This is a genomic window from Palaeococcus ferrophilus DSM 13482 (assembly GCF_000966265.1).
GTDB lineage: Archaea > Methanobacteriota_B > Thermococci > Thermococcales > Thermococcaceae > Palaeococcus > Palaeococcus ferrophilus.
In genome coordinates this window covers 87,212-111,622 of the sequence record NZ_LANF01000013.1, presented here as the reverse complement: position 1 = coordinate 111,622, position 24,411 = coordinate 87,212, and the positions used below count along the sequence as shown (strand labels likewise).

The 24,411-nt window shown below is 53.2% G+C and carries 26 protein-coding genes; 15 read left to right on the top strand and 11 right to left on the bottom strand.

Annotation, left to right across the window (positions count from 1 at the left end):
* Nucleotides 1-323 precede the first annotated feature (323 nt).
* From PFER_RS07825 to PFER_RS07805, 5 genes are all read left to right on the top strand, one after another.
* A complete protein-coding gene (locus tag PFER_RS07825; RefSeq protein WP_048150805.1) occupies nt 324-1,877 on the top strand; it encodes an alanine/glycine:cation symporter family protein in 1,554 nt (517 codons plus the stop codon).
* 38 nt (nt 1,878-1,915) lie between these two features.
* Nucleotides 1,916-3,292 carry an acetyl ornithine aminotransferase family protein gene (locus PFER_RS07820; RefSeq protein ID WP_048150802.1) on the top strand — a complete coding sequence of 459 codons (1,377 nt, stop codon included), beginning with the start codon at nt 1,916-1,918 and terminating at the stop codon, nt 3,290-3,292.
* Between the two features lie 213 nt (nt 3,293-3,505).
* Complete coding sequence (locus PFER_RS07815; RefSeq protein ID WP_245612505.1) at nt 3,506-3,874, top strand: carboxymuconolactone decarboxylase family protein; 369 nt, start codon at nt 3,506-3,508, stop codon at nt 3,872-3,874.
* A 164-nt stretch (nt 3,875-4,038) separates the two neighbouring features.
* A complete protein-coding gene (locus tag PFER_RS07810; RefSeq protein WP_048150801.1) occupies nt 4,039-4,281 on the top strand; it encodes an AbrB/MazE/SpoVT family DNA-binding domain-containing protein in 243 nt (80 codons plus the stop codon).
* A complete protein-coding gene (locus tag PFER_RS07805; RefSeq protein ID WP_048150797.1) occupies nt 4,278-4,643 on the top strand; it encodes a type II toxin-antitoxin system VapC family toxin in 366 nt (121 codons plus the stop codon). The genes PFER_RS07810 and PFER_RS07805 overlap by 4 nt, the downstream gene beginning before the upstream one ends.
* A gap of 32 nt (nt 4,644-4,675) precedes the next feature.
* Here PFER_RS07805 and PFER_RS07800 read toward each other — a convergent pair whose 3' ends face one another.
* Both PFER_RS07800 and otg read right to left on the bottom strand, forming a co-directional pair.
* Complete coding sequence (locus PFER_RS07800; RefSeq protein WP_048150793.1) at nt 4,676-5,704, bottom strand: DUF4013 domain-containing protein; 1,029 nt, start codon at nt 5,702-5,704, stop codon at nt 4,676-4,678.
* The gene (otg, locus tag PFER_RS07795) at nt 5,692-6,219 is read right to left on the bottom strand and encodes a methylated-DNA--protein-cysteine methyltransferase (protein WP_048150790.1); all 528 of its coding nucleotides are present in this window, start codon (nt 6,217-6,219) and stop codon (nt 5,692-5,694) included. Before otg ends, PFER_RS07800 begins: the two co-directional genes overlap by 13 nt.
* Nucleotides 6,220-6,272: 53 nt before the next feature.
* Between otg and PFER_RS07790 the strand changes: the two genes are divergently transcribed.
* Both PFER_RS07790 and PFER_RS07785 read left to right on the top strand, forming a co-directional pair.
* Nucleotides 6,273-7,166: a 2-dehydropantoate 2-reductase gene (locus PFER_RS07790; RefSeq protein ID WP_048150787.1), complete on the top strand. Its 894-nt coding sequence runs from the start codon at nt 6,273-6,275 to the stop codon at nt 7,164-7,166.
* A gap of 40 nt (nt 7,167-7,206) precedes the next feature.
* Entirely contained in the window at nt 7,207-7,785 is a 579-nt protein-coding gene (locus PFER_RS07785; protein ID WP_048150784.1) for a Flp pilus assembly complex ATPase component TadA, read from the top strand.
* 4 nt (nt 7,786-7,789) lie between these two features.
* Here PFER_RS07785 and PFER_RS07780 read toward each other — a convergent pair whose 3' ends face one another.
* Complete coding sequence (locus PFER_RS07780; protein WP_048150781.1) at nt 7,790-8,926, bottom strand: pyridoxal-phosphate-dependent aminotransferase family protein; 1,137 nt, start codon at nt 8,924-8,926, stop codon at nt 7,790-7,792.
* A 118-nt stretch (nt 8,927-9,044) separates the two neighbouring features.
* Here PFER_RS07780 and PFER_RS07775 point away from each other — a divergent pair, with 118 nt between their 5' ends.
* From PFER_RS07775 to PFER_RS07765, 3 genes are read left to right on the top strand one after another with little or no spacing between them, the layout of a single operon-like run.
* Nucleotides 9,045-9,578, top strand: a complete 534-nt coding sequence (locus tag PFER_RS07775; RefSeq protein WP_048150778.1) for a 4Fe-4S dicluster domain-containing protein — start codon at nt 9,045-9,047, stop codon at nt 9,576-9,578.
* Complete coding sequence (locus PFER_RS07770) at nt 9,575-11,446, top strand: aldehyde ferredoxin oxidoreductase family protein (RefSeq protein ID WP_048150773.1); 1,872 nt, start codon at nt 9,575-9,577, stop codon at nt 11,444-11,446. The genes PFER_RS07775 and PFER_RS07770 overlap by 4 nt, the downstream gene beginning before the upstream one ends.
* Before the next feature lie 20 nt (nt 11,447-11,466).
* The gene (locus PFER_RS07765) at nt 11,467-11,688 is read left to right on the top strand and encodes a MoaD/ThiS family protein (RefSeq protein ID WP_048150769.1); all 222 of its coding nucleotides are present in this window, start codon (nt 11,467-11,469) and stop codon (nt 11,686-11,688) included.
* Here PFER_RS07765 and PFER_RS07760 read toward each other — a convergent pair whose 3' ends face one another.
* From PFER_RS07760 to PFER_RS07745, 4 genes are all read right to left on the bottom strand, one after another.
* Nucleotides 11,689-11,997 carry a hypothetical protein gene (locus PFER_RS07760; protein ID WP_048150767.1) on the bottom strand — a complete coding sequence of 103 codons (309 nt, stop codon included), beginning with the start codon at nt 11,995-11,997 and terminating at the stop codon, nt 11,689-11,691.
* Nucleotides 11,998-12,090: 93 nt separating this feature from the next.
* Nucleotides 12,091-12,972, bottom strand: a complete 882-nt coding sequence (locus PFER_RS07755) for a dihydrodipicolinate synthase family protein (protein ID WP_048150764.1) — start codon at nt 12,970-12,972, stop codon at nt 12,091-12,093.
* A 93-nt stretch (nt 12,973-13,065) separates the two neighbouring features.
* The gene (locus tag PFER_RS07750) at nt 13,066-14,922 is read right to left on the bottom strand and encodes an aldehyde ferredoxin oxidoreductase family protein (RefSeq protein ID WP_048150761.1); all 1,857 of its coding nucleotides are present in this window, start codon (nt 14,920-14,922) and stop codon (nt 13,066-13,068) included.
* Nucleotides 14,922-15,755 (bottom strand): aldo/keto reductase, encoded by an 834-nt coding sequence (locus tag PFER_RS07745; protein ID WP_048150758.1) that lies wholly within the window; start codon nt 15,753-15,755, stop codon nt 14,922-14,924. Before PFER_RS07745 ends, PFER_RS07750 begins: the two co-directional genes overlap by 1 nt.
* A gap of 94 nt (nt 15,756-15,849) precedes the next feature.
* Here PFER_RS07745 and PFER_RS07740 point away from each other — a divergent pair, with 94 nt between their 5' ends.
* Complete coding sequence (locus PFER_RS07740) at nt 15,850-16,458, top strand: MBL fold metallo-hydrolase (protein WP_048150755.1); 609 nt, start codon at nt 15,850-15,852, stop codon at nt 16,456-16,458.
* Between the two features lie 126 nt (nt 16,459-16,584).
* Entirely contained in the window at nt 16,585-17,325 is a 741-nt protein-coding gene (locus PFER_RS07735) for an RAD55 family ATPase (protein WP_048150753.1), read from the top strand.
* Here PFER_RS07735 and PFER_RS07730 read toward each other — a convergent pair.
* The 3 genes from PFER_RS07730 to PFER_RS07720 are packed head-to-tail and all read right to left on the bottom strand — an operon-like array spanning nt 17,322 to nt 19,642.
* Entirely contained in the window at nt 17,322-17,522 is a 201-nt protein-coding gene (locus tag PFER_RS07730; protein ID WP_048150751.1) for a TIGR04140 family protein, read from the bottom strand. The genes PFER_RS07735 and PFER_RS07730 overlap by 4 nt on opposite strands.
* A 3-nt stretch (nt 17,523-17,525) precedes the next feature.
* On the bottom strand, nt 17,526-18,491 hold the full coding sequence (locus PFER_RS07725) for a TIGR00269 family protein (protein WP_048150748.1): 966 nt from the start codon (nt 18,489-18,491) through the stop codon (nt 17,526-17,528).
* A gap of 8 nt (nt 18,492-18,499) precedes the next feature.
* Nucleotides 18,500-19,642, bottom strand: a complete 1,143-nt coding sequence (locus tag PFER_RS07720; protein WP_048150746.1) for a site-2 protease family protein — start codon at nt 19,640-19,642, stop codon at nt 18,500-18,502.
* Nucleotides 19,643-19,730: 88 nt separating this feature from the next.
* On the opposite strand from PFER_RS07720, the gene PFER_RS07715 reads away from it, so the two are divergent.
* Nucleotides 19,731-20,855, top strand: coding sequence for a glycosyltransferase family 4 protein (locus PFER_RS07715; RefSeq protein WP_048150744.1), 1,125 nt, complete (start codon nt 19,731-19,733; stop codon nt 20,853-20,855).
* Here the strand turns inward: PFER_RS07715 and PFER_RS07710 are convergent.
* Entirely contained in the window at nt 20,847-21,722 is an 876-nt protein-coding gene (locus tag PFER_RS07710; protein ID WP_048150742.1) for a glycosyltransferase family 2 protein, read from the bottom strand. The two genes, PFER_RS07715 and PFER_RS07710, sit on opposite strands and share 9 nt — an antisense overlap.
* An 83-nt stretch (nt 21,723-21,805) precedes the next feature.
* On the opposite strand from PFER_RS07710, the gene PFER_RS07705 reads away from it, so the two are divergent.
* Together PFER_RS07705 and PFER_RS07700 are read left to right on the top strand one after the other, a co-directional pair.
* On the top strand, nt 21,806-22,897 hold the full coding sequence (locus tag PFER_RS07705; RefSeq protein WP_084593936.1) for a glycosyltransferase: 1,092 nt from the start codon (nt 21,806-21,808) through the stop codon (nt 22,895-22,897).
* Nucleotides 22,887-24,398, top strand: a complete 1,512-nt coding sequence (locus tag PFER_RS07700) for a sulfatase-like hydrolase/transferase (protein ID WP_048150738.1) — start codon at nt 22,887-22,889, stop codon at nt 24,396-24,398. The genes PFER_RS07705 and PFER_RS07700 overlap by 11 nt, the downstream gene beginning before the upstream one ends.
* Nucleotides 24,399-24,411: the final 13 nt, after the last annotated feature.

The window sequence follows — 24,411 nt, the reverse complement described above, 5'->3', positions numbered from 1 at the left end:
TGATACATCTTGGGTTAAACTCCAATCAGAGTGCAACTCAGGTAGGTGAGGTTTCACATTAGAATAGACAATAGAAGTTATTTTACTATCTAGACTCATCATCCCACATCCCCCTAGGCCCGGACACTATAAAAATGTACCTCCCAGTTTTTCAAGAGATAAGTTGATACCATAAAAGGTGGAATTTAAATTCACCCACTTTCCCCCACAAACGTTAAAAGTATGTAGCGTTCATAGGTTTATTGTTAAAGTACAGTAATGCATTATTCGTGGTAGTGCCACCTCAAAAGATACATGAATGCACTTAACAAGGGGGTGCATGTATGGGAGCGATTGTAGACTTTATAAACTGGCTCGATGGTGAAGTATGGGGCCCACCCATGATAGTCCTGCTCGTTGGAACGGGACTGCTGTTGACGATAGCCCTCGGGGGAATACAGTTCAGGAGACTCGGGTGGTCCATAAGGTTTACCCTATTTGAGGGGAGGAAGAAGACTGGAGAGGGGGATATTACACCGTTCCAGGCCCTCATGGCAACGATTTCTGGAACCGTCGGAATTGGAAACATCGCGGGCGTTGCAACGGCAATACACTACGGAGGGCCGGGTGCACTGTTCTGGATGTGGGTAACTGCCCTCGTCGGCATGGCCACGAGGTACTCGGAGGGTCTTCTTGGGGTTGCCTTCAGGGGTAAGCTCCCCGATGGGACAATGATAGGAGGAACGTTCTCCTTCCTTGAAAGAGGCTTCTCGGAGGTTAAGCTCCCACCGACAGGAAGGTACATCGCCGGAATCCTCATGCTGGTCTTTGCGGCCTTCGTCACCAAGGACGCCCTAGGTCTAGGGGGCGGACTCCGGATACTCGCCATAATCATCGCCATACTCTTCGCCCTCCTCGGCCTGCTCCTGTTCAAAGAAGACACACTTCCATCCCTTGGGAGGATTCTGGCGCTGCTCTTCGCGCTCTTCGCGGCAATAGCGGCGTTCGGAATAGGCAACATGACGCAGTCGAATTCGGTGGCCGATGCGCTCCACACAGCCTTCAACATCCCAATGTGGGTCACGGGACTGGCCCTCGCGGTGCTAACCTTCATAGTTGTCGTGGGAGGTATCAAGAGGATAGGTGAAGTCGCGGAGATGCTCGTGCCCTTCATGGCCATAGTGTACTTCCTCTTCGCAGTCGGCGTCTGGATCAAGTTCGCGGGCCAGATACCCCACGCAATAAGCGTCATTATCAAAGACGCCTTCACCGGTCAGGCCGTTGCGGGAGGTGCCATAGGACAGGTCATCATCTGGGGTGTAAAGAGGGGCCTATTCTCCAACGAAGCTGGTCTCGGAACTGCCACTCTGGCCCACGCCGCGGCCAAAACGGACCACCCCTCAAGGCAGGCACACGTTGCAATGCTCGGACCCTTCATTGACACCCTGATCATATGTTCACTCACGGGTGTCTCAATCGTGGTCACGCAGGCCTACTCGATGTTCCCGGACAAGAACGGGGCCCCGCTCACTCAGGCGGCCTTCGCGCAGGCCTTTGGACACGTCGGTGAGATTATGGTGGCAATAGGAATAGTGCTCTTCGCCTACTCGACGATACTTGCATGGTCCTTCTACGGCAGGCAGAACGTCATGTACCTCGCTAAGTGGCTCGAGCAGGACCCGGAGAAGTTCGCCAGCCTCTACCCGAAGCTCCACCTCATCTACAACCTCCTCTTCGTGCTCTTCATCTTCGTGGGTTCAGTGACCGTCCTCGAGACAGTGTGGAACTTCTCGGACATGATGAACGGCCTCATGGCCATACCCAACCTCATAGGCCTACTGGTGCTCTTCACCTACGTGCGCCAGAAGACCAACGAGTTCGTCTCTGCCAACCCGTGAACTTTTCTTTTTCTTTATATCTGCCAAAGGTGAGATATATGGCTTCTTATCCGCGTATAGTGGTCGAGCCTCCCGGTCCCAGGGCGAAGGAGCTCATAGAGCGGGAGAAGAGGGTCATCGCCCAGGGTCTCGGAGTCAAACTCTTCCCCCTCGTGCCCGAGAGGGGCTATGGAGCGCTCATAGAGGACGTTGACGGCAACGTCTTCATAGACTTTCTGGCCGGGGCCGCGGCGGCCTCAACCGGCTACGCCCACCCAAAGCTAGTGAAGGCCGTTCAGGAGCAGGTGGAGAAGGTTCAGCACTCCATGATAGGCTACACCTACAGCAAGCGCGCCATAGAGGTGGCGGAGATTCTGGCGGAGAAGGCACCCGTTGAAAGCCCCAAAGTGCTCTTCGGCCTCAGCGGGAGCGATGCTATGGACATGGCGATGAAGGTGGCGCGCTTCTCGACAAGGAGGCCGTGGCTGATAGCGTTCATAGGGGCCTACCACGGGCAGACCTACGGGGCGACCTCGATAGCGGCCTTCCAGAGCTCGCAGAAGAGGGGCTTCTCCCCCCTCGTCCCGAACGTCGTGTGGGTGCCCTATCCAAACCCCTACAGGAACGTGTGGGGAATAAACGGCTACGATGAGCCGGACGAGCTGATAAACCGCTTCATGGACTACCTTGAGAGTTACATCCTCGCCCACGTTGTGCCTCCGGACGAGGTGGGGGCCCTCTTCGCCGAGCCCATTCAGGGCGACGGTGGAATAGTGGTTCCGCCGGAGGGGTTCTTCAGAGAGCTCAAGAAGCTCCTCGATGAGCATGGGATTCTCCTCGTCATGGACGAGGTGCAGACTGGCATGGGGAGAACGGGAAGGTGGTTTGGAAGCGAGCACTTTAGGGTCAAGCCCGATTTGCTCGCCTTCGGCAAGGGCGTTGCGAGCGGAATGGGGCTCAGCGGCGTCATAGGAAGGGAGGAGTTAATGGAGACCACCAGCGGTTCCTCACTCCTGACACCGGCCGCAAACCCGGTGATTTCAGCGGCGGCCCACGCGACGTTAAAAATAATCGAGGAGGAAGACCTCCCCGGGAACGCGGAGAAGGTTGGGGCGTTCATAATGAGGCGCCTCCTCGAGATGAAGGAGGAGTACGAGGTTATCGGCGACGTCCGCGGGAAGGGCCTCATGATAGGAGTGGAGCTCGTCAAGCAGGACGGTAAACCCGACCCCGAGCTAACGGGAAAGGTCTGCTGGCGCGCCTTCCAGCTCGGCCTCATCCTCCCCAGCTACGGCATGTTCGGGAACGTGACAAGGATAACCCCTCCGCTCGTCATAACGGAGGAGCTGGCGGAGAAGGGCCTTGAGATAATGGAAAGGGCTTTGAGGGATGCTCTAGCCGGAAAGGTAACCCAGAGGGTCGTAACGTGGCATTAGGTTTTTAAGCCACGCCTCCCACTTTTTTATGGTGATAGGATGGGGTTCAGGGAGTTCTTCCAGGAGTGGCGGAAGAGGTGCCCCTTCGTCAGGGCCATAGAGAAGTGGCGCTTCGAGAGGAGAAGGAACAAGTTCGAGGTCAGACGGAAATAGCCTGGTTTTTAACCAAAGGTTTCGGATAATACTTTAAACCGAATTTCCGAGTTATATCCGGTGGTTACCGTGGGGAACGAAGATGTTATGGTCAAACTCCAGGAGATTGAGGAGCTCCTCAACACCCTTGGCAAGAAGCACCCCAAGGAAATATCCGCATTCTCGCGCTTCCTGAGGGAGACGCTCGACAACAAAGCTCTCACCACGAGGGAGAAGGAGCTCATAGCCCTCGCCCTCGGAATATCGGCCGGCTGCGAGTGGTGCATAGCCCTACACACCCAGAAGGCCCTTGAGGCCGGGGCCAAGAAGGAAGAGCTCATTGAGGCAGGCCTTGTGGCGGTTCTGATGGCCGGCGGACCCGCACTAATGCACCTCATACCCCTCATGAAGGCAATAGAGGCCTTTGAAAAGGAGCACGGTGGGGAGTGAGCTTCGGGGCAATTCCCGGGACTTTTTTTATTCTCCGCCTCAATATCCTCAGCGCTTCTTTCCTTTCACAACCCCTTCACTTTCCGTAACGGGGGAGCATCAGGGTTTCCAAATCACCCGTATTTTCCAAAAAGCACTTAAGTGACAAAGTTCTAGTTTCTACCATGAGCGTCGAAGTTGTCAGGCTGGATGAAAACGGAAGGCTGTACCTCCCGGCATCCCTGAGGAAAAGGCTGAAGGCCAAAGAGTTCTACGTTGAGGAGAGGGAGGGGGAGATAGTCCTCATCCCCGTCAGGAAGAAGATTGAGAGGTACTGGGGCATCGTGAAGGGAGAGAAGCTGAGTGCGGAAGAAATAGACAGACTGGTTGAGAAAGAAACCGAGAGGCTTCTGAGGGATGAGCTTTGAAGGTCTACGTTGATGTCAACGTGATCTACTACGTCCTGACGGCGAACGAGGAGTCCGGGTTGAGAGCGAAGGAATTAATCGAGGAACACTACGGCAGGATGATAACCTCGACATTGACCGTCTGGCAGCTCTACATCCTTCTCAAGCGCTCAGGAGCCAGGCTCAGGATAAGCCAAGTTTTAGAGGATTTGGGGATAAAGGTTGTCCCCCTGACCCCCGAGATCCTCAAAATGGCGGAGGAATGCGAGAAGCTCGACTTCGACGACGCTATACACTACGCCACGATGAAGACGCACGGGATCAGGGTTATACTCTCAAACGACAGGGACTTCGACAGGGTTGACGTGAAAAGGGCGTTTTAGAAAAAGGACAGAGGAGAAAACAGGGCCAGAGCTCACTCCTTATTCTCCTCCGGGAACTTAGAAGTTTCTTCGTTCGCCCTCATTATCTCCGCCCTGTACTCTTCGTACTTCTTCCTCGCCTCTTCCGCCTTCTCCTTCTCGCCGAGGTAGTCATAGGCCTCTGCCACGTGCTTCCACCACATCGGGTCTTCCTCTGCCTCTTTGAGGCAGTAGTCACGGAACTTCTCGTAGGCTTCCCTGGCGAGCTCCTCCATGCCGAGCTTCCTCGCTATATTCCCGACGTCCTCGTAGAAGACGCCCTCCTCTTCCGCTTCCTTCTTGTAGTACTCGAGTGCCTTCTCCCAGGCTTCCCTCGCCTTCTCCTCGTTTCCTAGCTCCTCGTAGAGCTTGGCAACGTCCTCCCAGAACCAGGGCTCCTCCTCGGCGTACTTCTCGAGGGCCTTCGCCGCCCTCTCCATGTTGCCGGCCTTCTTCCAGTACTCGTGGGCCTCCTTGAGGTAGTAGGTGTCCTTCTCCTTGTCGTAAAGCCCTTCATAGATTTCAGCGGCCCTCTCGTACTTCTCGGCCTTCTCGTAGGCCCAGGCCGCGCTCTCCATCCAGCCGAGCTTCTCGTACATCTCAGCGGCCTTCAGGTAGTTCCCCTTCTTCTCGTACTTCCTGGCAGCCTGCTTGTACTTCCCAGCCCTTTCGAGGCTCTCTGCACTCCTGAAGCGGTCGGCAAGACCCAAATCGGGCTCGCTGATGTACCAGATTCCAAAGGCGAGCCCGAGGACGAAGAGGACGATTATTCCACCGACGACGTTGAGCCTCTGCCACGTGGCGCTAAGATATGTGGCGTAGGCGCTCAGGGCAGTTGGAACCACAAGGTAGAGAGCGTACTTCCAGCTCTCGGCGTAGAGCGTCAGCGCCAGGAAGAAAGCAAGCATTGCCGTAACTCCAAGGAAGCCGAGCGCGAGGACTATGCGCACGAGCATCCAGAAGCCCCACTTCCATATTATTCCCGCGGCGACCGCGATGATAAGCACCAGGAAACCTATGATGTAAGCCTTCAGCCTGTCCACTTTTTCACCCCCTCAATCTCCAGCAGGAACATCTTGTACTCCACTTTGGGCGTGTAATTTCCGATGCCATCACCCGCAACGACACGATGACAGGGCACCAGGATCGGGTAGGGGTTGCGCTTCATGGCCCCACCCACGGCCCGGGGGGATGTTCCCAGGGTTCTGGCAAGGGCACCGTAGCTTACGACCTCCCCGCGTGTTACCTTTTTTGTCAGAACCTCATAAACCTTGCGCTCAAAGGGCGTGAGCCCGTTGAAGCTGAGCGCCCCGAGGGCGGCCCTGTTCTCGATCCTACCTAGGAGCACATCCCTCACTAGCTCCAGGTAGGGGCTATCCCTCATTTCAAGGCCCACCTCAACTCCCCGGCGCCTCAGAAACTCTGCCAGGAGAGCAAGGCGCTCCATGAGGAATTCCCTGCCGTCGAGCGAGTACGTTATTCCATCTATCCTTTCGCCGTACAAGACACCTATCCACACTTCCCTGCCATTCACGGAAAACGCGCGAACGTCCATCATCGCCATCGGAAGGCTTTTAGGAGTCAAAACTTAAAGGGATTCCGGTGAGGGAGGTGAAGGTTTACGTTCTCGGCGCGGGAAGCATAGGCTCTCTCTTTGGGGGTCTTCTGGCGAGGAGCGGGCATGATGTAACGCTCATAGGAAGGGAAGAGCACGTGAGGGCCGTGAGGGAGCGGGGCCTCCATATAACGGGGGTGGAGGACTTCGTGGTTCACCCGAAGGCCGAGACCGTTGCTCCCAGGGAAGAGCCCGACCTCCTCATACTCTCCACCAAGTCATACTCAACCGAGGCGGCGCTGGAGTGTGCGGGAGAAATTTTGGGAGAGAACACGTGGGTGCTGAGCATCCAGAACGGGCTCGGGAACGAGGAGCTGGCGATGAGGTACACGAGAAACGTCCTCGGGGGGATAACCACCAACGGGGCCGCCCTCGAGGAGTGGGGGAGGGTGAGGTGGACCGGGAAGGGGATAACCATAGTGGGGCCCTATCCGCGGGGGATGAATGACTTCACCCGCTCCCTCGTGAGGGCGCTTAGGGAGGCGGGCCTTGAGGCACAGGCAAGCGAGAACATAGAGGGCTGGAAGTGGGCGAAGGCCCTGGTAAACGCTGCCATAAACCCCGTGGGAGCGCTTCTTGGGGTTAAAAACGGCTTTTTGAAGAACGACGAGAGGCTGCTCTCGGAGCTGATTGAGGTGGTAAGGGAGGGCTGTGAAGTCGCGAGGCAGAGGGGAGTTGACTTCGAGGTTCACCCCATCGAGCTCCTCCTCGACACACTGGAGCGCACAAGGGACAACTACAACTCCATGCTCCAGGACATCAGGAGAGGACGGAGGACGGAAATAGATTACATAAACGGCAAAATCGTGGAGTACGCCGAGGAGCTTATGCTCAGCGCCCCAAGGAACTCGCTCCTGCTGGCCATCGTGAAGGCCCTCGAGGGCAGATAGGTTTATATCCCACCCAAGCCTATATTTTACGGTGATTAAAGTGGGCGTGTACATATTTACCCCCGAAGACCTTGTGCGCTACGGGAGCGCCAGCAGGGAGCAGATCGCGATTCTTGAGGAGGCTTTGAGGAGAAAAAGTGACATCCTCATCGTCGGCTCCAACAGGAGCGGTAAAACCAAGCTCGTGGAGGCCATGATACACCTCCTGCCCGACACTTGGAAAATAGCGGTCGTCACGGCCTACAACGAGTTCAAGCCCTTCAAGGACAACATATTCGTGATAAACACCGAATTCGACGGAAGACCGACGAAGAGGCGCACAAAGGAGGTTATCGAGCAGATAAAACGCATCAACCCCACCTACGTTGTGATAGACACCATCCACACCGTTGATGTTCCCGCGATCCTTGATGCACTGATAGACGATTACCCCTTCATGGTAACATCGCTGGCCCTCTCGAAAGACGTTCTGGGGGAGGTAAAGCACTGGCTCAAAATCTCCGAGAGCGTGTTCAAGCGCTTTGAGCTCGTTGTGAGGCTTGATTTCGACTTCAGAACCCATTCAAGGAGCATAGACGGCATATACCTCGTAAAAGATGGGATGAAAAAGGTAGCCTGAGGGTTCACCCCCTCAGCCCTTCCACCACTTCCCTGAGGTTGGCGAGCATCTCCTTGATATCATCAAAGGTCATGTAACCCATGTTTCCAATCCTAAAGGTCTTCTCCGCGACGCTTCCATAGCCCTTGGCAAGCTCAAAGCCGCGCTCGCGCATAGCGTTGTAAACGTCCACTCCCTTCATACCCTCGGGGACGACCACGGCGGTAATCGTTGGGCTCTCGTAACCCGGCTCTGCCAGAACGCTGAGGCCCATCTCCTTTACCCCTTCCCTTATCATCTCGCTCCTCTTCCTGTACATGCCGAGCCACTCTTCCTTTCCGCCCATCTTTTCCACAATGCGGAGCACGACGTTGAGGCCGAATATCTGCGGGAGCGGCGGAGTTGAGGGGGTTCCCTTCTTCTTCTCGTTGAACTTCTTGTACATTGGGAGGTCAAAGTACCAGCCGCGCTCGGGCATCTTCTCGGCTATCTCGAAAACGCGCTCGCTGACAGCCGCCACTGCCAGCCCCGGCGGAACGCCGAAGGCCTTCTGGCTGCTCGCGAAGACGAGGTCAATGCCCCACTCGTCGAACCTTATGTCAGCACCGCCCATGGCTGAGACTGCATCAACGAAGAGGAGCTTGTCGTGCTCGTGAACCACCTTGGCCAGCTCCGGGAGCGGGTTGAGGACACCGGTGGAGGTCTCGTTGTAGGTGATCGTAACCGCGTGCACATCGGGGTTCTTCCTGAGTGCCTCGTCGAGCTCCTCCGGCTTGATGGCCTTTCCAGGCTCCTTCTCAAGGACAACTGCCTCCCTTCCGTTGGCTTCGACAACCTCAGCAAAGCGCTTTCCAAAGGCGCCGATGACCGTTACAAGAACCTTTCCACCGCGCGGGACGGTGTTTCTAACCGCTGCCTCCATGAAGCCGGTTCCGGAGCTCGGGAAGAGGATTACCTCCCCATTCTCCGCCTCAAGGAAGGCCTTTAGCCTGTTGAGCGTGTCAACGTGAACAGCTTTTGCCTCGGCCGAGCGGTGGCTGAACATCTGAACCTTCATAATCTCAAGAACCTCGGGGAAGCAGGCAACGGGACCAGCTGTAAAGAGCTTGTACTTCGGCTTCACCATCTCGTAAACTTCCCTGTAAGCCTCCTCGAACTGCATAGGCATCACCGTATGAGACTGGTTTCACGGGTATAAAAGGGTATCCCACATACGGCCATCTTCACGTTCTCAGAACCGTTATATAGGTTGAGGTACGATTCATATATTGGGTGCTTCTATGGGTGACGATGTCGAAAGGTTGTGGATACTGATAACTCCCGACAAGTGCAGTGGCTGCAGACTCTGCGAGATAGCGTGCTCCCTTGAGCACGAAGGCATAATCTGGCCGGAGGCGTCGCGCATAAGGGTGTACGAACTTCTTCCAGGAATCAACGTCCCCCACACCTGCGTCCAGTGCCCCGATTATCCATGCGTAAACTCTTGCAACTTCGATGCGCTGGGCGTGGATGAGAAAACGGGTGCCGTTATTGTGAAGGGGGAGAACTGCACCGAATGTGGAGCCTGCGTTCTCGCGTGCCCCGGAAGCGTCCCGAGGATTCCAAAGGGCAAGGGAAGTGTCGTCATCTGCGACCTCTGCGGCGGTGAGCCGAGGTGCGTGGAGGTCTGCCATGAGGCCGGCCACGATGCTCTGACCGTCGTGAAAGGAAACTACCGCTCCATTTACCGGACTTTTGCCAAAGACCCCGTGGAGAAGAGCGCCGAGCTCGCGAGAAAGGTCTATGGGGAGGAGTTTGCGGGGGGATTGGAATGAAGGGATACGCCGGAAGGCTCCTCGACGTTGACCTGGGCAGGGAAGAGGTCAGGGAGGTTGAGCTTACGGAGGAGATGCTCAAGTTCTACGGCGGCAGGGGGCTCGGCACTTACATCCTGTGGCGCGAGCTCGGCGAGAGGTGGGAGAAGGTTGATCCCCTCGGCGAGGAGAACCTCCTCCTTATCCTCACCGGCCCGCTGACGGGCTACTATCCGGGAATGAAGACGGCGGTCGTTGCAAAATCCCCCGAGAGCAACGGAATCGTTGGAAGCGTCCTGAGCAGCGAGCTCGGGATAGAGCTCAAGGCAGCAGGCTACGATGGGATTATACTCAGGGGGAGGGCAAAGGAGCCGGTCTATCTTTTCATAAACGACGATGAAGTAGAGATACGCGACGCTTCCAAATACTGGGGCATGGGGGGAGTGGAGCTCCACAGGACCCTCCTTAAGGAAGTCCACGACGAGCTCAGGAAGAAGGCGAAGCTCAAGGGGATTCCAAAGGAGCCCGCCATGATGTACATCGGGAAGGGGGGCGAGAATAAAGTCCGCTTCGCGGCGATAATGAGCAAGCTCATGCACGCGGCCGGCTACGGCGGCTTTGGGGCCGTGATGGGGAGCAAGAACCTGAAGGCCATACTCGTCAAGGGGAACGGGCCCCTCCCGGAGGTTCACGACCGGGAGAAGTTCAAAACTCTTCTCCGCGAGTTCCAGAGGGAGCTTCTAACCCTCACAACCTTCCGCCAGTGGGGGACGGGGGCCGGCGGTTATAGCGTCGGAAAGGACCGCTCAAGCCAGCCGGTGAGGAACTGGCAGGAGGAGTACCACGAGGACGATAGGATAAGCGTCGTTAACTTCGAGCTAAAGGCGTGGGTGAAGAAGTACTGGGCGGACTACGGCTGTCCTGTGAACTGCATGAAGATATCCTACCTCCGCTACGGGCCCTACAAGGGCTCCATAACGGACGCGCCCGACTACGAGCTCATGGCCTACATGGGCACGAACCTGGGCATCTTCGAGCCCGAGAAGATAGTCTACCTCTCCTACCTCGTGGACGAGCTTGGATTAGACGGCATCAACGCGGGCAACGCCCTCGGCTTTGCGGCGGAGCTGTACCAGCGCGGGGTTCTAACGGAGGAAGACCTCGGCTTCAGGCTCGAGTGGGGCGACGAGAAGGCTTTCGCGAGGCTCTTAGAGATGATAGTCGAGAGGAAAGGGGTTGGAGAGACCCTCGCGGAGGGGACCTACAGGGCCGCAAAGAGGATTTCCGAGATGAAGGGCGTTGACGCAACGAAGTACGCCGTCCAGGTAAAGGGGATAGGGGTTGGCGCCCACGGCGTCAGGAGCGACCTGGATTACACGAGGGACGTAAGCTACGCCGTTTCAGTCCAGGGCGGCGACCACACCTCGACCGCTGGCCTGCCGGCGAGGAGCTACGAGGGCGAGATGGTGAATGCGTTCTACGACTCCGCCGTGATATGCATGTTCACCACGAGGCCCGGCTTCGAGCGCATCATAGAGTTCGGGAACGCCGTTACTGGCTTCGATTTGACCCCGGAGAAGTGGTTCAACGAGACCGGCCTGAGAATAATCCACCTCCAGAGGATCCTGCTCCTCCTCGGAGGGCCCGACGTCCACTGGGACCCGAGGAAGGACGACGACAACCCGGAGAGGTTCTACGAGCCCCTTCCGACCGGGCCGGTCAAGGGCAAAGCTCCAAACAGGGAGGAGATAAAGGCCAAAGTCATGCAGTACTACGAGGAGATTGGCTACGACGAGCACGGAATCCCGAGGGAAGATGTGCTTGAAGAGCTCGGCCTCGAAGAGGCGAAGCGCGAGGTGAGAAGAATAAGGCGGCGCCTTGGCCTCTGATTTCCTTTTTGGTGAGGTTCATGAAGGTGAAGGTGGTTCTCTACGGGGAGCACGCTTTGAAGCACGGCCCAAGGCTTGAGCTTGAGGTAGAGGAGGACACAACGGCGGGAGAGCTCCTAAAAAAGCTTGGAATAAGCGCGGAAGAGCACCACATCCTTGTGAACGAGAAAAAAGCTGACAGAGATTACTCCCTCAGGGACGGCGATACCTTGAAGGTCCTCCCCGTCGTCTACGGCGGCTGATCACTCCCCCGGCCCGTTCACGCACGGCATGTTCATCGCAAGGAGGCCCTCGACGTGGCCGCTCTCGAGATTCTCTTTTATCCTTCCAGCTAGAGACCTGAACTCCTCCAGCGTGAGCGGCCTCTTCGTTTTTAGCCATTTGATTTTGCCGTCGTTCTTATCAAGGATAACTATCTCCCCGTCAGTAATTAGCGGCACGTAGTTCATCCTGATTCCGTACATCTCCTCCGCAAAGGCCATCTTGGCCCTCAGGAGTTCGAGGTAGTTCGCCAAATCTTCCCCCATGATTCTCCGAAATTCGCGTTCCATGCTCCCACCGCCCAAAGTTCGATGTTCAGGTTTATTATATTATCGGTCAAATGTGAGTAGAAATGTACGTGAAAATGATAAAATGCGGGGAACTCAATCCAGGGCCTCGTCGAGGAGCTTTTTTATCTCCTCTTTCGTCTCCTCACCGTCCATGACGTAGGGCGGTCTCAGGACGGGCTTTATAGAGAAACCCCTGAGCGACATTGCCAGCTTTATAGCGGAGCCGAAGGAAGACGCGAGGCTGTAGACCCTCGAAAGCTTCGCCAGCTTTCTGGCGTAGTGAAAGGCTTCCTCATAGCGCTTCTCCTGGAAGGCCTTCCACACAGAGAGGTGAAGCTCGGGTGCGAAGTTGGCGCAGGCCATTATTCCGCCGTCGCCGCCGAGGATGAGCGTGTTGAGGAAGTGCTGGTCGAGGCCCGTAAAAACTTTAAAGTCCTCCCTCTCACCCTTAACCTCGAGGATAACGTCCCTGACGTGGTTTACGCTGTCTATCGTCTCCTTGATTCCCGCGATGTTCGAGTGCTCGGTAGCGAGGCGCTTTATGAGAGAGACACTCAAGGGATTCGCACAGGAGGGGATGTTGTAGAGTATGATTGGAATATCTGCCTTCTCGGCGACCATCGAGTAGTGCCTAAAGAGGGCCTCATCGTTGAGCGGACAGTAGTAGGGCGGCGCTATGACCGCGTAGTCCGCGCCGATGTCCTGGGCATGCTTCGTGAGCTCAATAACCTCGAAGGTGTTTGACGAGGCTGTGCCCACGAGGTAGAAGGCTGAAGTTACGAGCTCCCTGCCCTTCTCGGCCAGGAACTTCATCTCCTCCAGGCTGAGGCTCGTGAACTCTCCGGTCGTCGCGTTGATGAATATCCCGTGCACTCCAGCCTTCTGGAGAAAGTCGACGTGCTCCTCGAGGGCGTTCAAATCCACCGAGTAGTCCTCGTTGAAAGGTGTCACAAGGGGAACTATAACGCCGCGCATGGAACCACCAAAAGGGTTAAGAGGAGGTGGTATTTTAGGGTTGGGGTCTAACCACCGCCAGGGTAACAGGGCAAGTGTGTTAAAAACAGGGGACTACGCCCCCATCCTCTTCCTAACCGTCTCAAGCGCCCTCTCCGCATCTTCCCGGAACTCCGGAAGGCCGAGCTCTTCCATTGTCTCCGGCAGAGGAACGCCAAGCTCCTCGTGCCAGCCCCTAAGCCTGTAGAACTCCCTTCTCGCTTCGATGAAGTCGTTGTAGTCTATGAAGGCCGCGTTGCCCTTTGCAGGCCCATCCGGCTCCGGCTCCCACCAGCGCGGCGGAATGGTGTCATCGAGCGGCGGCGTAACCCAATCGAGGGCGTCGTGTATCCTTGCTATGCTCTCGACGCCCCAGGCCCTCTTTCTCAGCTCTTCTACCGTCCACTCCTCGCCGGTGACGATGGAGTAGAGCCTCGCGAGGTCTTCCATCTTGTAGGGCACGAACTTGCATGTTCCGAGCATGTCGGTGATGTAGCTCTCGTCTCTTCCCTCAATAAGGGATGGCACGAGCTCCTTAGCCGGCCCCTGGTTGGGGAGCTGGTGGGGCCTTGGCCAGCCACGGAGGTGGGAGGCGCCAACGTCGGCGGTGGCATAGCTAAGTCCGTATGTCCTTCTCCCGCGCGGGTCCCAGGCCGGGCTCTCCATGCCCTTGACGTGGACCGCTGCCTCACACCCTCTGCCTAACCGCTCGCAGGCTCTCTTGACCCCATCGGCAAGGATTGCACCAATGCCCTTCCGCTCGGCCATCAGGTGTATGAGCTTCTCCTCGGCCTCAGCATCGCCGAAGCCCTTCACCGGGAAGCCAATCTCGTCCTCGCCGATTAGGCCCTTCTCAACCATCTCGAAGAGCCAGCCGATTGTCGCTCCGGTGGCTATGCTGTCCATTCCGTAGTCGTTGACGAGGTGAATGAAGTATGCCACCGCTGGAAAGTCGAATACTCCAGTGGCCGCTCCGAGCATGGCTATGCTCTCGTACTCAGGCTTGACGCGGATTCTCTGTCCCTTGTATTCTACCTCAACGTAGCGGGCGCACTTTATCGGGCAGCTCTTCCCGTGGACGAACCACTCCGGCTCGACCTCGTACTTCTTAACCTCGTCGCCGCCGAGTTTAGAGGCAAGCTCGTCCGGGATGTGGGGCCTTGAGAAGTTGTAGGCCGGGCTCATGCCGAGGCTCGCTGAGCTCCGGAGGGCGTCGCTCGTCCCGTAGGTTCTGGTGTGCTCGTACTTTGGATTCGTGGCAAACTCGTTGTAGTACTCCTGCCAGAGCCTCTGGAACTCCTCGGGGTTTGCTACCTTTGGCCTCTCACCAGGCTCGACGACCACGGCCTTTACCCTCTTGCTCCCGAGGACGGCTCCAAGTCCGCCCCTTCCGCTGGCCCTCTCGGTGTCGTAGATTATGTTCGCTATCCTGCTGAGCCTCTCGCCGGCGGGGCCGACCATTGCCATGCTCGCCTGTGGGTGCTCCCGCCATATCTCTCTAGCGACTTCGTAGTTGCCCCTGCCCCAGAGATGGCTTGCGTCCTTAATCTCGACCTTTCCGTCGTGGACGTACAGATAGACGGGTTCTTCGCTCTTCCCTTCTATTACGAGCGCGTCGAAGTGGCCCCTGAGCTTCGGGCCGAATGCATCGCCACCGCTCGAGTCGCTGATGAGCCGGGTTTCGGGGCTCTTGCTGACAGCGATTACCTTGCTCGAACCCGGAACGAGGCCGGTCAATCCACCAGCCGCGAACACGAACTTGTTGGTGGGGCTGAGCGGGCCAGTTCCCGGCGGAACCTCCTTGTAGATGATGTAGTAGCCGAGCCCTTTTCCACCGATGAACTTCCTTATAACTTCATCCGGAAGCTCCTCGTAGGTCACCTTACCTGTTGTGAGGTTAACGCGCGCGATTTTGTTATGGTAGCCGTACATTAGACGCACCCCCTCACTTTCTCTCTGTCCTCCGTAGAAAGACGCCACCCCATAGCACCGAAGTTCTCCTCAAGGTGCTCCCTGCTTCCGGCCTTCGGGATGGCTATGACGTTCTCCTCCCAGATGAGGTAGTTAAGCGCAACCTGGGCGGCGGTCTTTCCATACTTCTTCCCAATCTCGGCCAAGCATTCGTTTCTGGCAAGGCTCCCCTTCTCAAGGGGAGTGTAAGCTATGAGGGCCATTTTTTCGCGCTTCATGTAGTCGAGAAGGCCCTCCTCCACCCAGCGGTCTTTGAGGGAGTACTTGACCTCGTTGGCGACTATCTCGTACTTTCTCATCGCTTCCTGACTCCTCTTGAGAAGTTTAAGGTCGAAGTTGCTGACGCCGATGTACCTTATGAGCCCCTCATCAACCAGCTCCTCTAACGCGTGGAGCGTCTCCTCGATTTTTCTGAAGTCATCAACGGGCCAGTGAAGGAGGTAGAGGTCTATGTAGGTTCCAAGCCTTTTAGCGCTCGCCCTTGCGGCCTTCCTTGCCTCCTCGTAGCCGAAGTGAGTCGGCCACACCTTGCTGATGATGAAAATATCCTCGCGGTCAAAGCCTTTTATCGCCTCTCCAACTAGCTCCTCTGAGTGTCCTGCCCCGTAGAACTCCGCAGTGTCTATGAGGTTGATCCCGAGCTCAAGGCCGTGGCGGAGGGCTTCAACGCTTTGCTTATCCATTGAATAGTCCGGGGTCTCTCTTCCCCCGATTCCCCACGTGCCCATGCCGATGGCCGTAACTTTCTCATCGCCTATAACCTTAAGGTCGTTGAAAACTGGAACGTGCATCATACAATCACCTACAAAATACTTCGAAGCTGGCCTTAATAAGTTTATCCGAAAAGGATTTTAGGGTTAAGATGGAAACCTGAATGAGGTGAACTTCATGCGCGATGAGGTCATTTCGGGAATCCACCGGATATTTGATACGTTTGTCAACGCTTATCTCATCGAGAGGGGAGACCATCTGGTGGCGGTTGATACGGGAATAGACACCACCTGCGAGAAAATTCTCAAGACCGTTGAAGAGCTCGAGAAGCCCCTTAAGGCAATAGTCTTAACCCACGGCCACCTCGACCACACGGGCTCGCTGAGGTGCCTGAAGGAGAAGACTGGCGCGGTGATAGCGGCCCACGAAGATGAGGAGGACCTTATTTTCGAGAAAACCGGATTGAGGCCGGAAATCAAGCTGAAGGACGGAGAGGTCTTTGAGGACCTTAAGGTTTTCCACAAGCCCGGACACACAATGGGAAGCATCTGCCTGCTTGATGAGACCACAAAAAGCCTCTTCGTCGGTGATCTTGTCATAGAACATGACGGCAGGCTCGAGGAAGTACCCCACCGGTACTCCCTCGACCCTGAGATGAACAGAAAAAGGATAGTGGAGCTTTTGGAGGTGGACTTCGAGAACCTCCTGCCCGCCCATGGGAGTCCCATTATCGGGAACGGGAAGAAGAAGCTGAGGGAACTCGTTGAGAGGCTCGAAGGGGAGTAAAGCCCACGGAAAGCGTTCCAATTTTCCACCATTATTGCTTTATGCCCATTCGCAGTGTTGCTATTATTCTCCCAGGAGCAAATGTTAAATACATCCGTGACCATAAAAGGACACGGTGAGCCAATAATGGAAGTATTAAGTACGGGAATTCCCCTTCTCGACGAGGCCCTGGGCGGGGGCCTCCTGCCCGACAGCACGCTACTCATCGTATACGACGAGTACTCGCAGGGATGGCTGCTGGCCTTTGAGATACTGCGTAACAGGGTGGAGGAAGGGGACTTCGGCGTGGTGCTGAACTCTGTGCTCCCCATGTCCTCCCTGGAGATGGAGCTCAAGGCGCTCAACCTCGACATCAGAAAGCTGGGGGAAAGGGAAAAACTGGCCGTTCTGGACATATTCTCCTCGTTCTACGGCTTAAACTACCCGGAGAAGTTCATTTACACCGATACGAGCATTGACCCCACGACCTTCCTCCCGAAGTACGTCCAGCTCTACACGAGGCTTTTAAAGAGAATGATAGGGGATAAGCGGCCCGTGGGGGTTGACCTGACCATAGACGGCATGGCCTTTTTGCTCGGCGAGGAGAACTTCCTGAGGACACTCCAGCGCCTGATGGCAACGAAGGAAAAGGCCAGACTCATGGAGAAGAGAAAGCGTCCCATCAACATATGGCTCATCAACAGGGCGCGCGCCACGGAGAGGCTGACGTCGTGGGTAGCCCTCTACAGCCAGTACGTTATCGAGTTCCAATCGAAGGACACAGCCACAGAAAAGATGTACATCAGGAAGTCTCCCCTACCCGACTTCCAGCCGCGGGACGGAGGCTACAAATTCGTGATGAGAAGGGGAAAGGTCGAGATAACCTAGCCGCCCGCCCGGGCACGCATGAAAAACTCCATGAACCTCTCTATCTCCCCTTTTTCGCCGGTTATTCTGAGCTTCCAGCGGGGCATCCCCCGAAAAGGCTCGCCCTCCCTGATCTCGATGTTAATCCCGGCCTTCGAGCGCCTCAATATCTCAAGAACCTCCCCAGGCGGCACGGCAGTTATGAGAGTTTTCTCCAATCCTCATCCCACCCGGAAGGTCAGACCCTTCTCCCTCGCCTTCTCCTCCACCTTGAGCCTGAACTGGCAGGCCTTGCATATCTCTCCGGTGGTTGGCTGGCCGCATATCTTACAGCGGTTCAGGTCGCGCCTCGCGTAGGACTTCGAGAGGAATGGGAACATCCTATCGTAGCTCCTCAGTATCTGGTGCTTCGTCCCCGGGTGCCTCTCCTCCATCTCGTTCAGCCAGTCCCTGATTTCTGCCCTGAAAGCCTCGACGGCGTAGGGGCACTCGCTGAAGTCAACCTCTATGTTGTTCAAGATGGCGTAGAGCACTATCTCCTTCTCGGGAATCTCCCGGAGAGGCTTTATCCTCGGCACGAGCCCCTCGTGGATTACCTCGTAGTAGGGGCCCGTCCTCCCCAAGCGCGCGACGTCACCCCTGAGGACGTTCATTATGAACATCTGCGCCTCATCGTCGAGGTTGTGACCGACCGCTAATTTGTCCGCTCCAACGTCCCTTGCCGCGTAGTTAAGGAGCCACCTCCGCCAAACGCCGCAGTAGGAGCACGCCCCAACGCGCTCACCCTTCTCGAAGCTCCCCATTATCTCGACCGTCTCGTCCAGCGTGAAGCCGATGTACTCCTTGAAGGAATAGATGCGGTGCTCAATTCCCAGCTCCTCGGCGTTTTTCCTAGCTATCTCAACGCTAGGTGGCCTGTAACCGGCTATGCCTTCATCTATCGTTATCGCTACCAGCTCGAAGGGGAACTTCCTCTGTAGTTTGGCCAGCAGGTGGAGCAAAACCACGCTGTCCTTTCCGCCGGAGACTCCAACCGCTATCCTCTCGCCGCGCTCTATGAGGTGGTAGCGCCTCACCGTCCGCTTAACCTTATCCTCGATGAGCTCGTTGAAGTGCTTGTGGCAGTAGAACCTGCCCTCGTACTTCGCGTGATAGACCGCCTCTCTGCCGCATCTGGAACACTTCATCCCTCACCTCACCCCGCGAGGCCCGCGAGAGCCGGGAGAAGGTTTATTCCGAGCAGGAGCAGGCCGATGGCGATGAAGGCGTAGCTTATCGGCTTCGCTATACCTTCAGGCAGGAACTCCCGCAGCGTTTCGTCGAGCATCTTCCCCCCGTCGAGCGGTACAAGTGGAAAGAGGTTCATGAGGCCTATTCCGAAGTTCAGCACGTATACCCAGTAGAGGGAGAACGCTATTGGGAGCACGAGCCACTCGGCCCCGATTTTTGACCGGAGACGCTGCGATGGATAGACGCCAAGGTAGCCCTTTCCGGGATTGCTGGGGTTGTCTGCGAGCGTTATCCTAATCGTCTCCACCTTTCCGGCCCTCTCGACCTGGAGCGCTATCGTCTCCCCCGCCCTCGTGGAGTTCATGACCTTCAGGAAGTCCTCAACGCTCATCACGCTCTGCCCGTTTATGCCGACTATAACGTCCCCCTTCATGAGGAAGTCCTTGGCCGGGCCGTTGGGGTCAAAGTTCGTTATCTCCACCCCATTGGGGACCAAAACAGGACCCAGGGCGTAGTTTATTAGCAAGAGCGCCAGGAGCGCGGTGACTATGTTCGCCATTGATCCAGCGGCGTAGACCCTCAGCCTGCTGAGGAGCGGTGCCTTCTTTATCTCGTCCTCGTCAGGTTCCACAAAAGCACCAGGAATCACCGCGAGGAGTACAAGACCTACGGACTTAAGCCTGAGCCCCTCCGCCCTCGCCACGACACCGTGGCTGAGCTCGTGGACAACCATAACAACCACGAGGCCAACCAGACCGTACCAGAGGGGAATCGTCACACCGGGGATGACGAGCTGGACGCCGGGGGTCTTAAAACCTCCCCTAACGCTCGCGAGTGCCGTCTGAAAGAGCGCGTAGAACACGTAGGCCATCCCCGCAAACCCAATGAGAACCCCTATGGTTGCGTAAGCCTTCCAGAAGCGCTTTGCCTTTCTCGCCGTGCGGTCTATGAAGTTGAGAAGTCTCTTCGTCCTCCACATGGCAACGAGGAGGTCAACCTCCAGACCCTCTTCCTTCAGTTCCTCCTCTTCCCTTCTTCCATAGATGAGGTAGAGGACGCCCCAGAACGCTGCCAGGATGAGCAGTGCGATTATAAGTTTCGTGCTCATTTCACTCACCTGACTGGAGTAGGGGGGAGGGTTTAAAAAAGTAGTGCGGGGCCAAGATTTTAAAGGGTTAAATCGTAAATCCAGAGGTATGGGAGAAACACTAAAAATCGCGTTCGTCTACGACGTGATCTACCCGTGGGTCAAGGGGGGAGTGGAGAAACGGATTTACGAGCTGGCCACACGATTAGCCAAAAAGCACGAGGTTCATATATACGGTTACAGACACTGGGGAGAGAGCAGCACCCTCGAGGGAGAGGGCATAACATACCATGGCACTTTAGGTGTCAAGAAGCTCTATTCCTCTGGGAGGAGGGCCATACTCCCGCCCCTTCTGCATTCTATAAAGTTAGTTCCCCTTCTAAGTAAAGAGCGCTACGACGTTATTGATTGTCAGGCGGCCCCTTACTTTACCTGCTACGCCTCCAAGACGAGTCGTTCTCCGCTCGTGATAACGTGGCACGAATTTTGGGGCGATTACTGGAGCAACTACCTTGGGAAGGTGGGTCTTGTTGGGAAACTCCTTGAGCGGGGCCTGTTTAACCTGACGGACAACCACGTGGCCGCGTCTTTGAAGACGAAGAAGGACCTCCACAACGCGGGTCTTAGGAAAGATATAACTGTAATCCCCAATGGGGTTGATTTCAGGAGGATTCAGGAGATAGAGCCCTCTTCTTATCAGTCGGACATAATCTTTGTCGGGAGGCTCATCAAAGAAAAAAACGTTTCCCTGCTCCTGAAAGCCCTCGCCCTGATAAAGGAGGAAATTCCGGATGTCAAAGCCGTTGTTATAGGGGACGGGCCGGAACGGCAACATCTCGAGAGTCTTTCCTCCAGGCTCGGCCTCAAAAAAAACGTTGAGTTCCGGGGGTTCCTCAAGAGACATGAGGACGTTATTGCGTTTATGAAGGCCTCAAAGGTGTTTGCGTTCCCATCGCTCAGAGAAGGGTTTGGCATCGTGGTGGTGGAGGCAAACGCGAGCGGCTTACCGGTAGTTACAGTGGACTACAATATGAACGCCTCCAAGGACTTGATCAATGACGGCAAGAACGGGTTCATAGCTAGGGTTGATGAGAGAGACTTCGCGGAAAAGATTTTAATTGCATTTGAGAAAAGGAGAAGAATGAAGAGTGTCTCCATGAACATTGCGAGTAGGTATGATTGGGACGAAATCACGGAGCGGCTTGAGAAGTCTTATTTGTCTTTTTTACCCTGAAGTAGCAGGAGAATCCCCGAGATTACTGAGGTACTCTAAAAGTCGACCTTTTGTGTTGTAGATGTAAAATTTGATCATTGGCATATTAAGCAGTATGATTCCCAAGATTATCCCAAATACACCATTTAAAATTGACAGAAACACAAACCATAGTGGAAATTTATGTTTATATAATACTCTTCCCATTCCTCCCCCATACCCATAGGCCCTTTGGGAGGAAATTGATTTATAAAAGGGTAATGGATGGTAAACTTCAATACCTGGATCATAATAAAGATTAAAGCCTTTTTTTATTGCTCTAATTAGGTAGTCCGTCTCTTCGCCAGATTGCCATTTTGTTTTCGCACCAACTCCGAGATCTTCATCAAAATATCCAACTTTCAGAACAACTTCTCTTCGTAGAAATATTGCAGTTGATACACCACGTTTCCATACATTGTACAGTGTAATCCTGCCACTTTTTTTGTCTAAATGTCCAATTGGGCTTTGTCCTGATTGATTTCTAATTTTCCCAGACACCCCCCCAAATTCTGGATGATTTAAAAAGAAAGTTACCACGTGCTCTAGCAGGGTAGGGGGGTACCTACAGTCATCGTCAGGAAACCCCACAATATCCCCTGAGGTATGTCTGAGCCCAGTGTTTCTTGCCTTAGAAAGTCCTGGGCTTGATCTGAGGTGCAATATTTTTAGATCTTCATATTTGCCTTTTTGTATAATTTTTTCTATCCTGTTATCTGGATTTTGGTCAACTATTATGATTTCAAAATTTTTGTATGTTTGAGTCAGTAAAGAGTCCAAAAATTCTTCCACTTCCTTGTCTCTTCCCTTTGTTGCGAGTATAAGTGAAATTAGTGGATAATCATTCATATCTTGCCAACCACCACTCGGATTCCTCTAGGAGGATTAAGTTTATATATTTTTGTCATATCCTAGAGATTAGGTTGTGAGTCATGAGAATAGTTCTCTCCGTACCTGCTGACATGTCAAGAATGGAAGGGACCTCTGTACGGGCAAAGAGAGTTAGTTCGGTTTTATCTAGAGATTACAAGATTGAAATTGTTGACTTTTCACGTTTTGGTAAAGTGAGGCCTTTATTAGAAATATCTCTTTTTTTCTTAGTGATTTGGTGGCTCATGAGTGCATATAAAATACTAAAATTTAGGAAGAAAATAGAGGTAGTTTACTGTTCAAATGACTGGTTTGGTTTTTTTGTTTACTATACATTCTCGAAAATATTTGGATATCATATAATTTTTGAAGCTCATTCAATATTATCTGAGGAATATCGTATTTATGAGAAATCTAATTTCAAGATCAGATTTTTGGGATATATTGAGAACTTTGTAATATCTCGTGCCGATATAGTTATTGCATTAGCTCCCAACATCCGGAAATTCTATAGGCGGCGCAATTCGAGGACCTTTTTGATATCGCTGTTCCTTGATGAAAAGTATTTGGAGTTAAAAGAGTTAAAACTTGAGCGAAACATAGGGCCTTCGAGAGCATATAGGAAGTACTTTAAAATTGGAATGATAGGGCCTTTCGATGCCCCTCAAAATCTTTGGGCTTTGGAGTTTTTATATTCCCATCTTGATAAATTTATTGATGTGATAAAATTCATCATTATTGGTAAAGTATCCAAAAAGAGGATCCATAAGAAACTGGTATTCACGGGATATCTACCATCGGAAGAATATTTCAAAGTTCTTGCCTCTGTTGATGCATTCTTAGTCCCAGTCCGCATTCCAACACTTGGTCCGCATAACAAAATTCTTGAACCAATGCACTTTTCTAAACCCGTGATTACAACTCCAAAGGGACTAATCGGTTTGTGTTATGTTACTTCGGGAAAAGAGATCTTTGTGTTTGAGCCTGATGAGATCATTCGTAGCGTTAATGCGCTTGCATTTAATAAAAAATGTGCATTAAAAGTCGGAATTTGGGGTAACAGAAGTTTTAAGCTACATTATAGTTATGACATAAATTCAAAAAAACTGCTAGAAGTGGTTAAATCTCTCGGGGTGACTAAGAATGGATACTGAGTTCCCAAACATAGTATTGTTGACACTTGATGCATTCAATTTCAATCTGGCCTTGGAAAATATCAATCTATTGCCATTCTTTAAAAAGGTAGTAAACGAAAGCGTCGTATTTAAGAATGCATTTAGTGTCGGCCCAAACACGTTCTTTGCGTTTCCTGCTATAATTGGGGGTGTTTATCCCTACCATTTTGGAGTAGGATTGCCCCCACAAGTCCCAACGATGTATTCCCTCTTAAAACGTTTTGGTTATAATACCGCTCTTATTAATGAATCAAATGCACTTCTCACTCCATACTATGGATATGGCCGAGGTCTTGACTACCAAGAACATTTTCTGAAGTTGTCTCCAGAAAAAAATGATCGGAACCGTACGGATGTATTTCTCCTAAAACAGAAAAAAAAGGGGAACACCTTACAAAAACAAGATATCACATTTAAACGTTCCAAGTTACGTAAATATAATCTTGTTTATAAACTCTCGAAAAATCTGTACAGCATGTACAGATTTTTTAATTTAAGATTTTTCGATACTACCCAAAGATATACGGAGCGTAGAAAGCTCCATCAGGCTTTTAAGGCACAGATTGAAGAGTTCATAACTTCTAAATTCAAACCTCCTCAGTTTCTTTGGATCCACACTATCGTTAACCATCTTCCGTATTTGCCTCCCAATACAGATGTTTTTTCTGAGAAGGAAGTCGATCAGCTAAACTACATAGGACTATCAAATTTCAACTTAAAACGGCACATAAGCCAACTGAGGGAACTATATATCGAATCCTTAAAAACTACTGATATCTTGATATCTGACGTATTCAAGTTTCTTGAAAAAGCGGGTAGAACAGATGATACAATCGTGATTATCACTGCTGACCATGGAGAGGAATTTATGGAGAATTCTCCTTATTTTGGTCACGATCCCGAGTCGAGTTCTGATAATTTGCTCCATGTTCCACTAATATTTTACAATTTAGAAAAACTAACTGAAGAAATAGTACCTAAAAATGTTGAATGTCCCGTTAGCACTATAGACCTGATGCCAACACTCCTTGATTTACTTGGCATAAAGAATAAAGTATGGTTCAGCGGGAGGGGATTATCCTTGAAACCTCTTATAACCAACACGAATATTCCTGAAAAATATACTCACCGTAACCTTTATTCAGAAGCATGGGAGTTGCATGGTCTTCTGGATAGGTCCCCAGGATTCTCTCATTCAAGAACAATTTTCACAGTTAGAAATGACCGATATAAACTTAAAGTAATACTTGAAAAAGACAGAAATGGAGCATACGTGGAGAAGGAAGCTAATCTTTATGATTGGCATAGAACGAAGGAATTAAGTCTTGAAAAATATTATGAGCAGTATTTTAACCTTTATTCTGCTTTGTTTAGCCATTTGTACACGGAGAGTCAGACGGCAAGGATGTTGAGACACCACTACGAAATTCAAAAGATAAAAGACCAGACACGGAAGATTAGGCTTCGAAGAATGGGTTAGAAGAACGTTATAT

Bases quoted from the DNA above. Each gene is read 5' to 3' on its own strand.
- otg (WP_048150790.1), bottom strand. From the start codon at position 6,219: ATGATGGACGTTCGCGCGTTTTCCGTGAATGGCAGGGAAGTGTGGATA.
- PFER_RS07725 (WP_048150748.1), bottom strand. From the start codon at position 18,491: ATGAAGTGTTCCAGATGCGGCAGAGAGGCGGTCTATCACGCGAAGTAC.
- PFER_RS07720 (WP_048150746.1), bottom strand. From the start codon at position 19,642: ATGAGCACGAAACTTATAATCGCACTGCTCATCCTGGCAGCGTTCTGG.
- PFER_RS07775 (WP_048150778.1), top strand. From the start codon at position 9,045: ATGGGTGACGATGTCGAAAGGTTGTGGATACTGATAACTCCCGACAAG.
- PFER_RS07825 (WP_048150805.1), top strand. From the start codon at position 324: ATGGGAGCGATTGTAGACTTTATAAACTGGCTCGATGGTGAAGTATGG.
- PFER_RS07770 (WP_048150773.1), top strand. From the start codon at position 9,575: ATGAAGGGATACGCCGGAAGGCTCCTCGACGTTGACCTGGGCAGGGAA.
- PFER_RS07760 (WP_048150767.1), bottom strand. From the start codon at position 11,997: ATGGAACGCGAATTTCGGAGAATCATGGGGGAAGATTTGGCGAACTAC.
- PFER_RS07705 (WP_084593936.1), top strand. From the start codon at position 21,806: ATGAGAATAGTTCTCTCCGTACCTGCTGACATGTCAAGAATGGAAGGG.
- PFER_RS07715 (WP_048150744.1), top strand. From the start codon at position 19,731: ATGGGAGAAACACTAAAAATCGCGTTCGTCTACGACGTGATCTACCCG.
- PFER_RS07710 (WP_048150742.1), bottom strand. From the start codon at position 21,722: ATGAATGATTATCCACTAATTTCACTTATACTCGCAACAAAGGGAAGA.
- PFER_RS07740 (WP_048150755.1), top strand. From the start codon at position 15,850: ATGCGCGATGAGGTCATTTCGGGAATCCACCGGATATTTGATACGTTT.
- PFER_RS07700 (WP_048150738.1), top strand. From the start codon at position 22,887: ATGGATACTGAGTTCCCAAACATAGTATTGTTGACACTTGATGCATTC.
- PFER_RS07750 (WP_048150761.1), bottom strand. From the start codon at position 14,922: ATGTACGGCTACCATAACAAAATCGCGCGCGTTAACCTCACAACAGGT.
- PFER_RS07810 (WP_048150801.1), top strand. From the start codon at position 4,039: ATGAGCGTCGAAGTTGTCAGGCTGGATGAAAACGGAAGGCTGTACCTC.
- PFER_RS07735 (WP_048150753.1), top strand. From the start codon at position 16,585: ATGGAAGTATTAAGTACGGGAATTCCCCTTCTCGACGAGGCCCTGGGC.
- PFER_RS07745 (WP_048150758.1), bottom strand. From the start codon at position 15,755: ATGATGCACGTTCCAGTTTTCAACGACCTTAAGGTTATAGGCGATGAG.
- PFER_RS07765 (WP_048150769.1), top strand. From the start codon at position 11,467: ATGAAGGTGAAGGTGGTTCTCTACGGGGAGCACGCTTTGAAGCACGGC.
- PFER_RS07755 (WP_048150764.1), bottom strand. From the start codon at position 12,972: ATGCGCGGCGTTATAGTTCCCCTTGTGACACCTTTCAACGAGGACTAC.
- PFER_RS07820 (WP_048150802.1), top strand. From the start codon at position 1,916: ATGGCTTCTTATCCGCGTATAGTGGTCGAGCCTCCCGGTCCCAGGGCG.
- PFER_RS07780 (WP_048150781.1), bottom strand. From the start codon at position 8,926: ATGCAGTTCGAGGAGGCTTACAGGGAAGTTTACGAGATGGTGAAGCCG.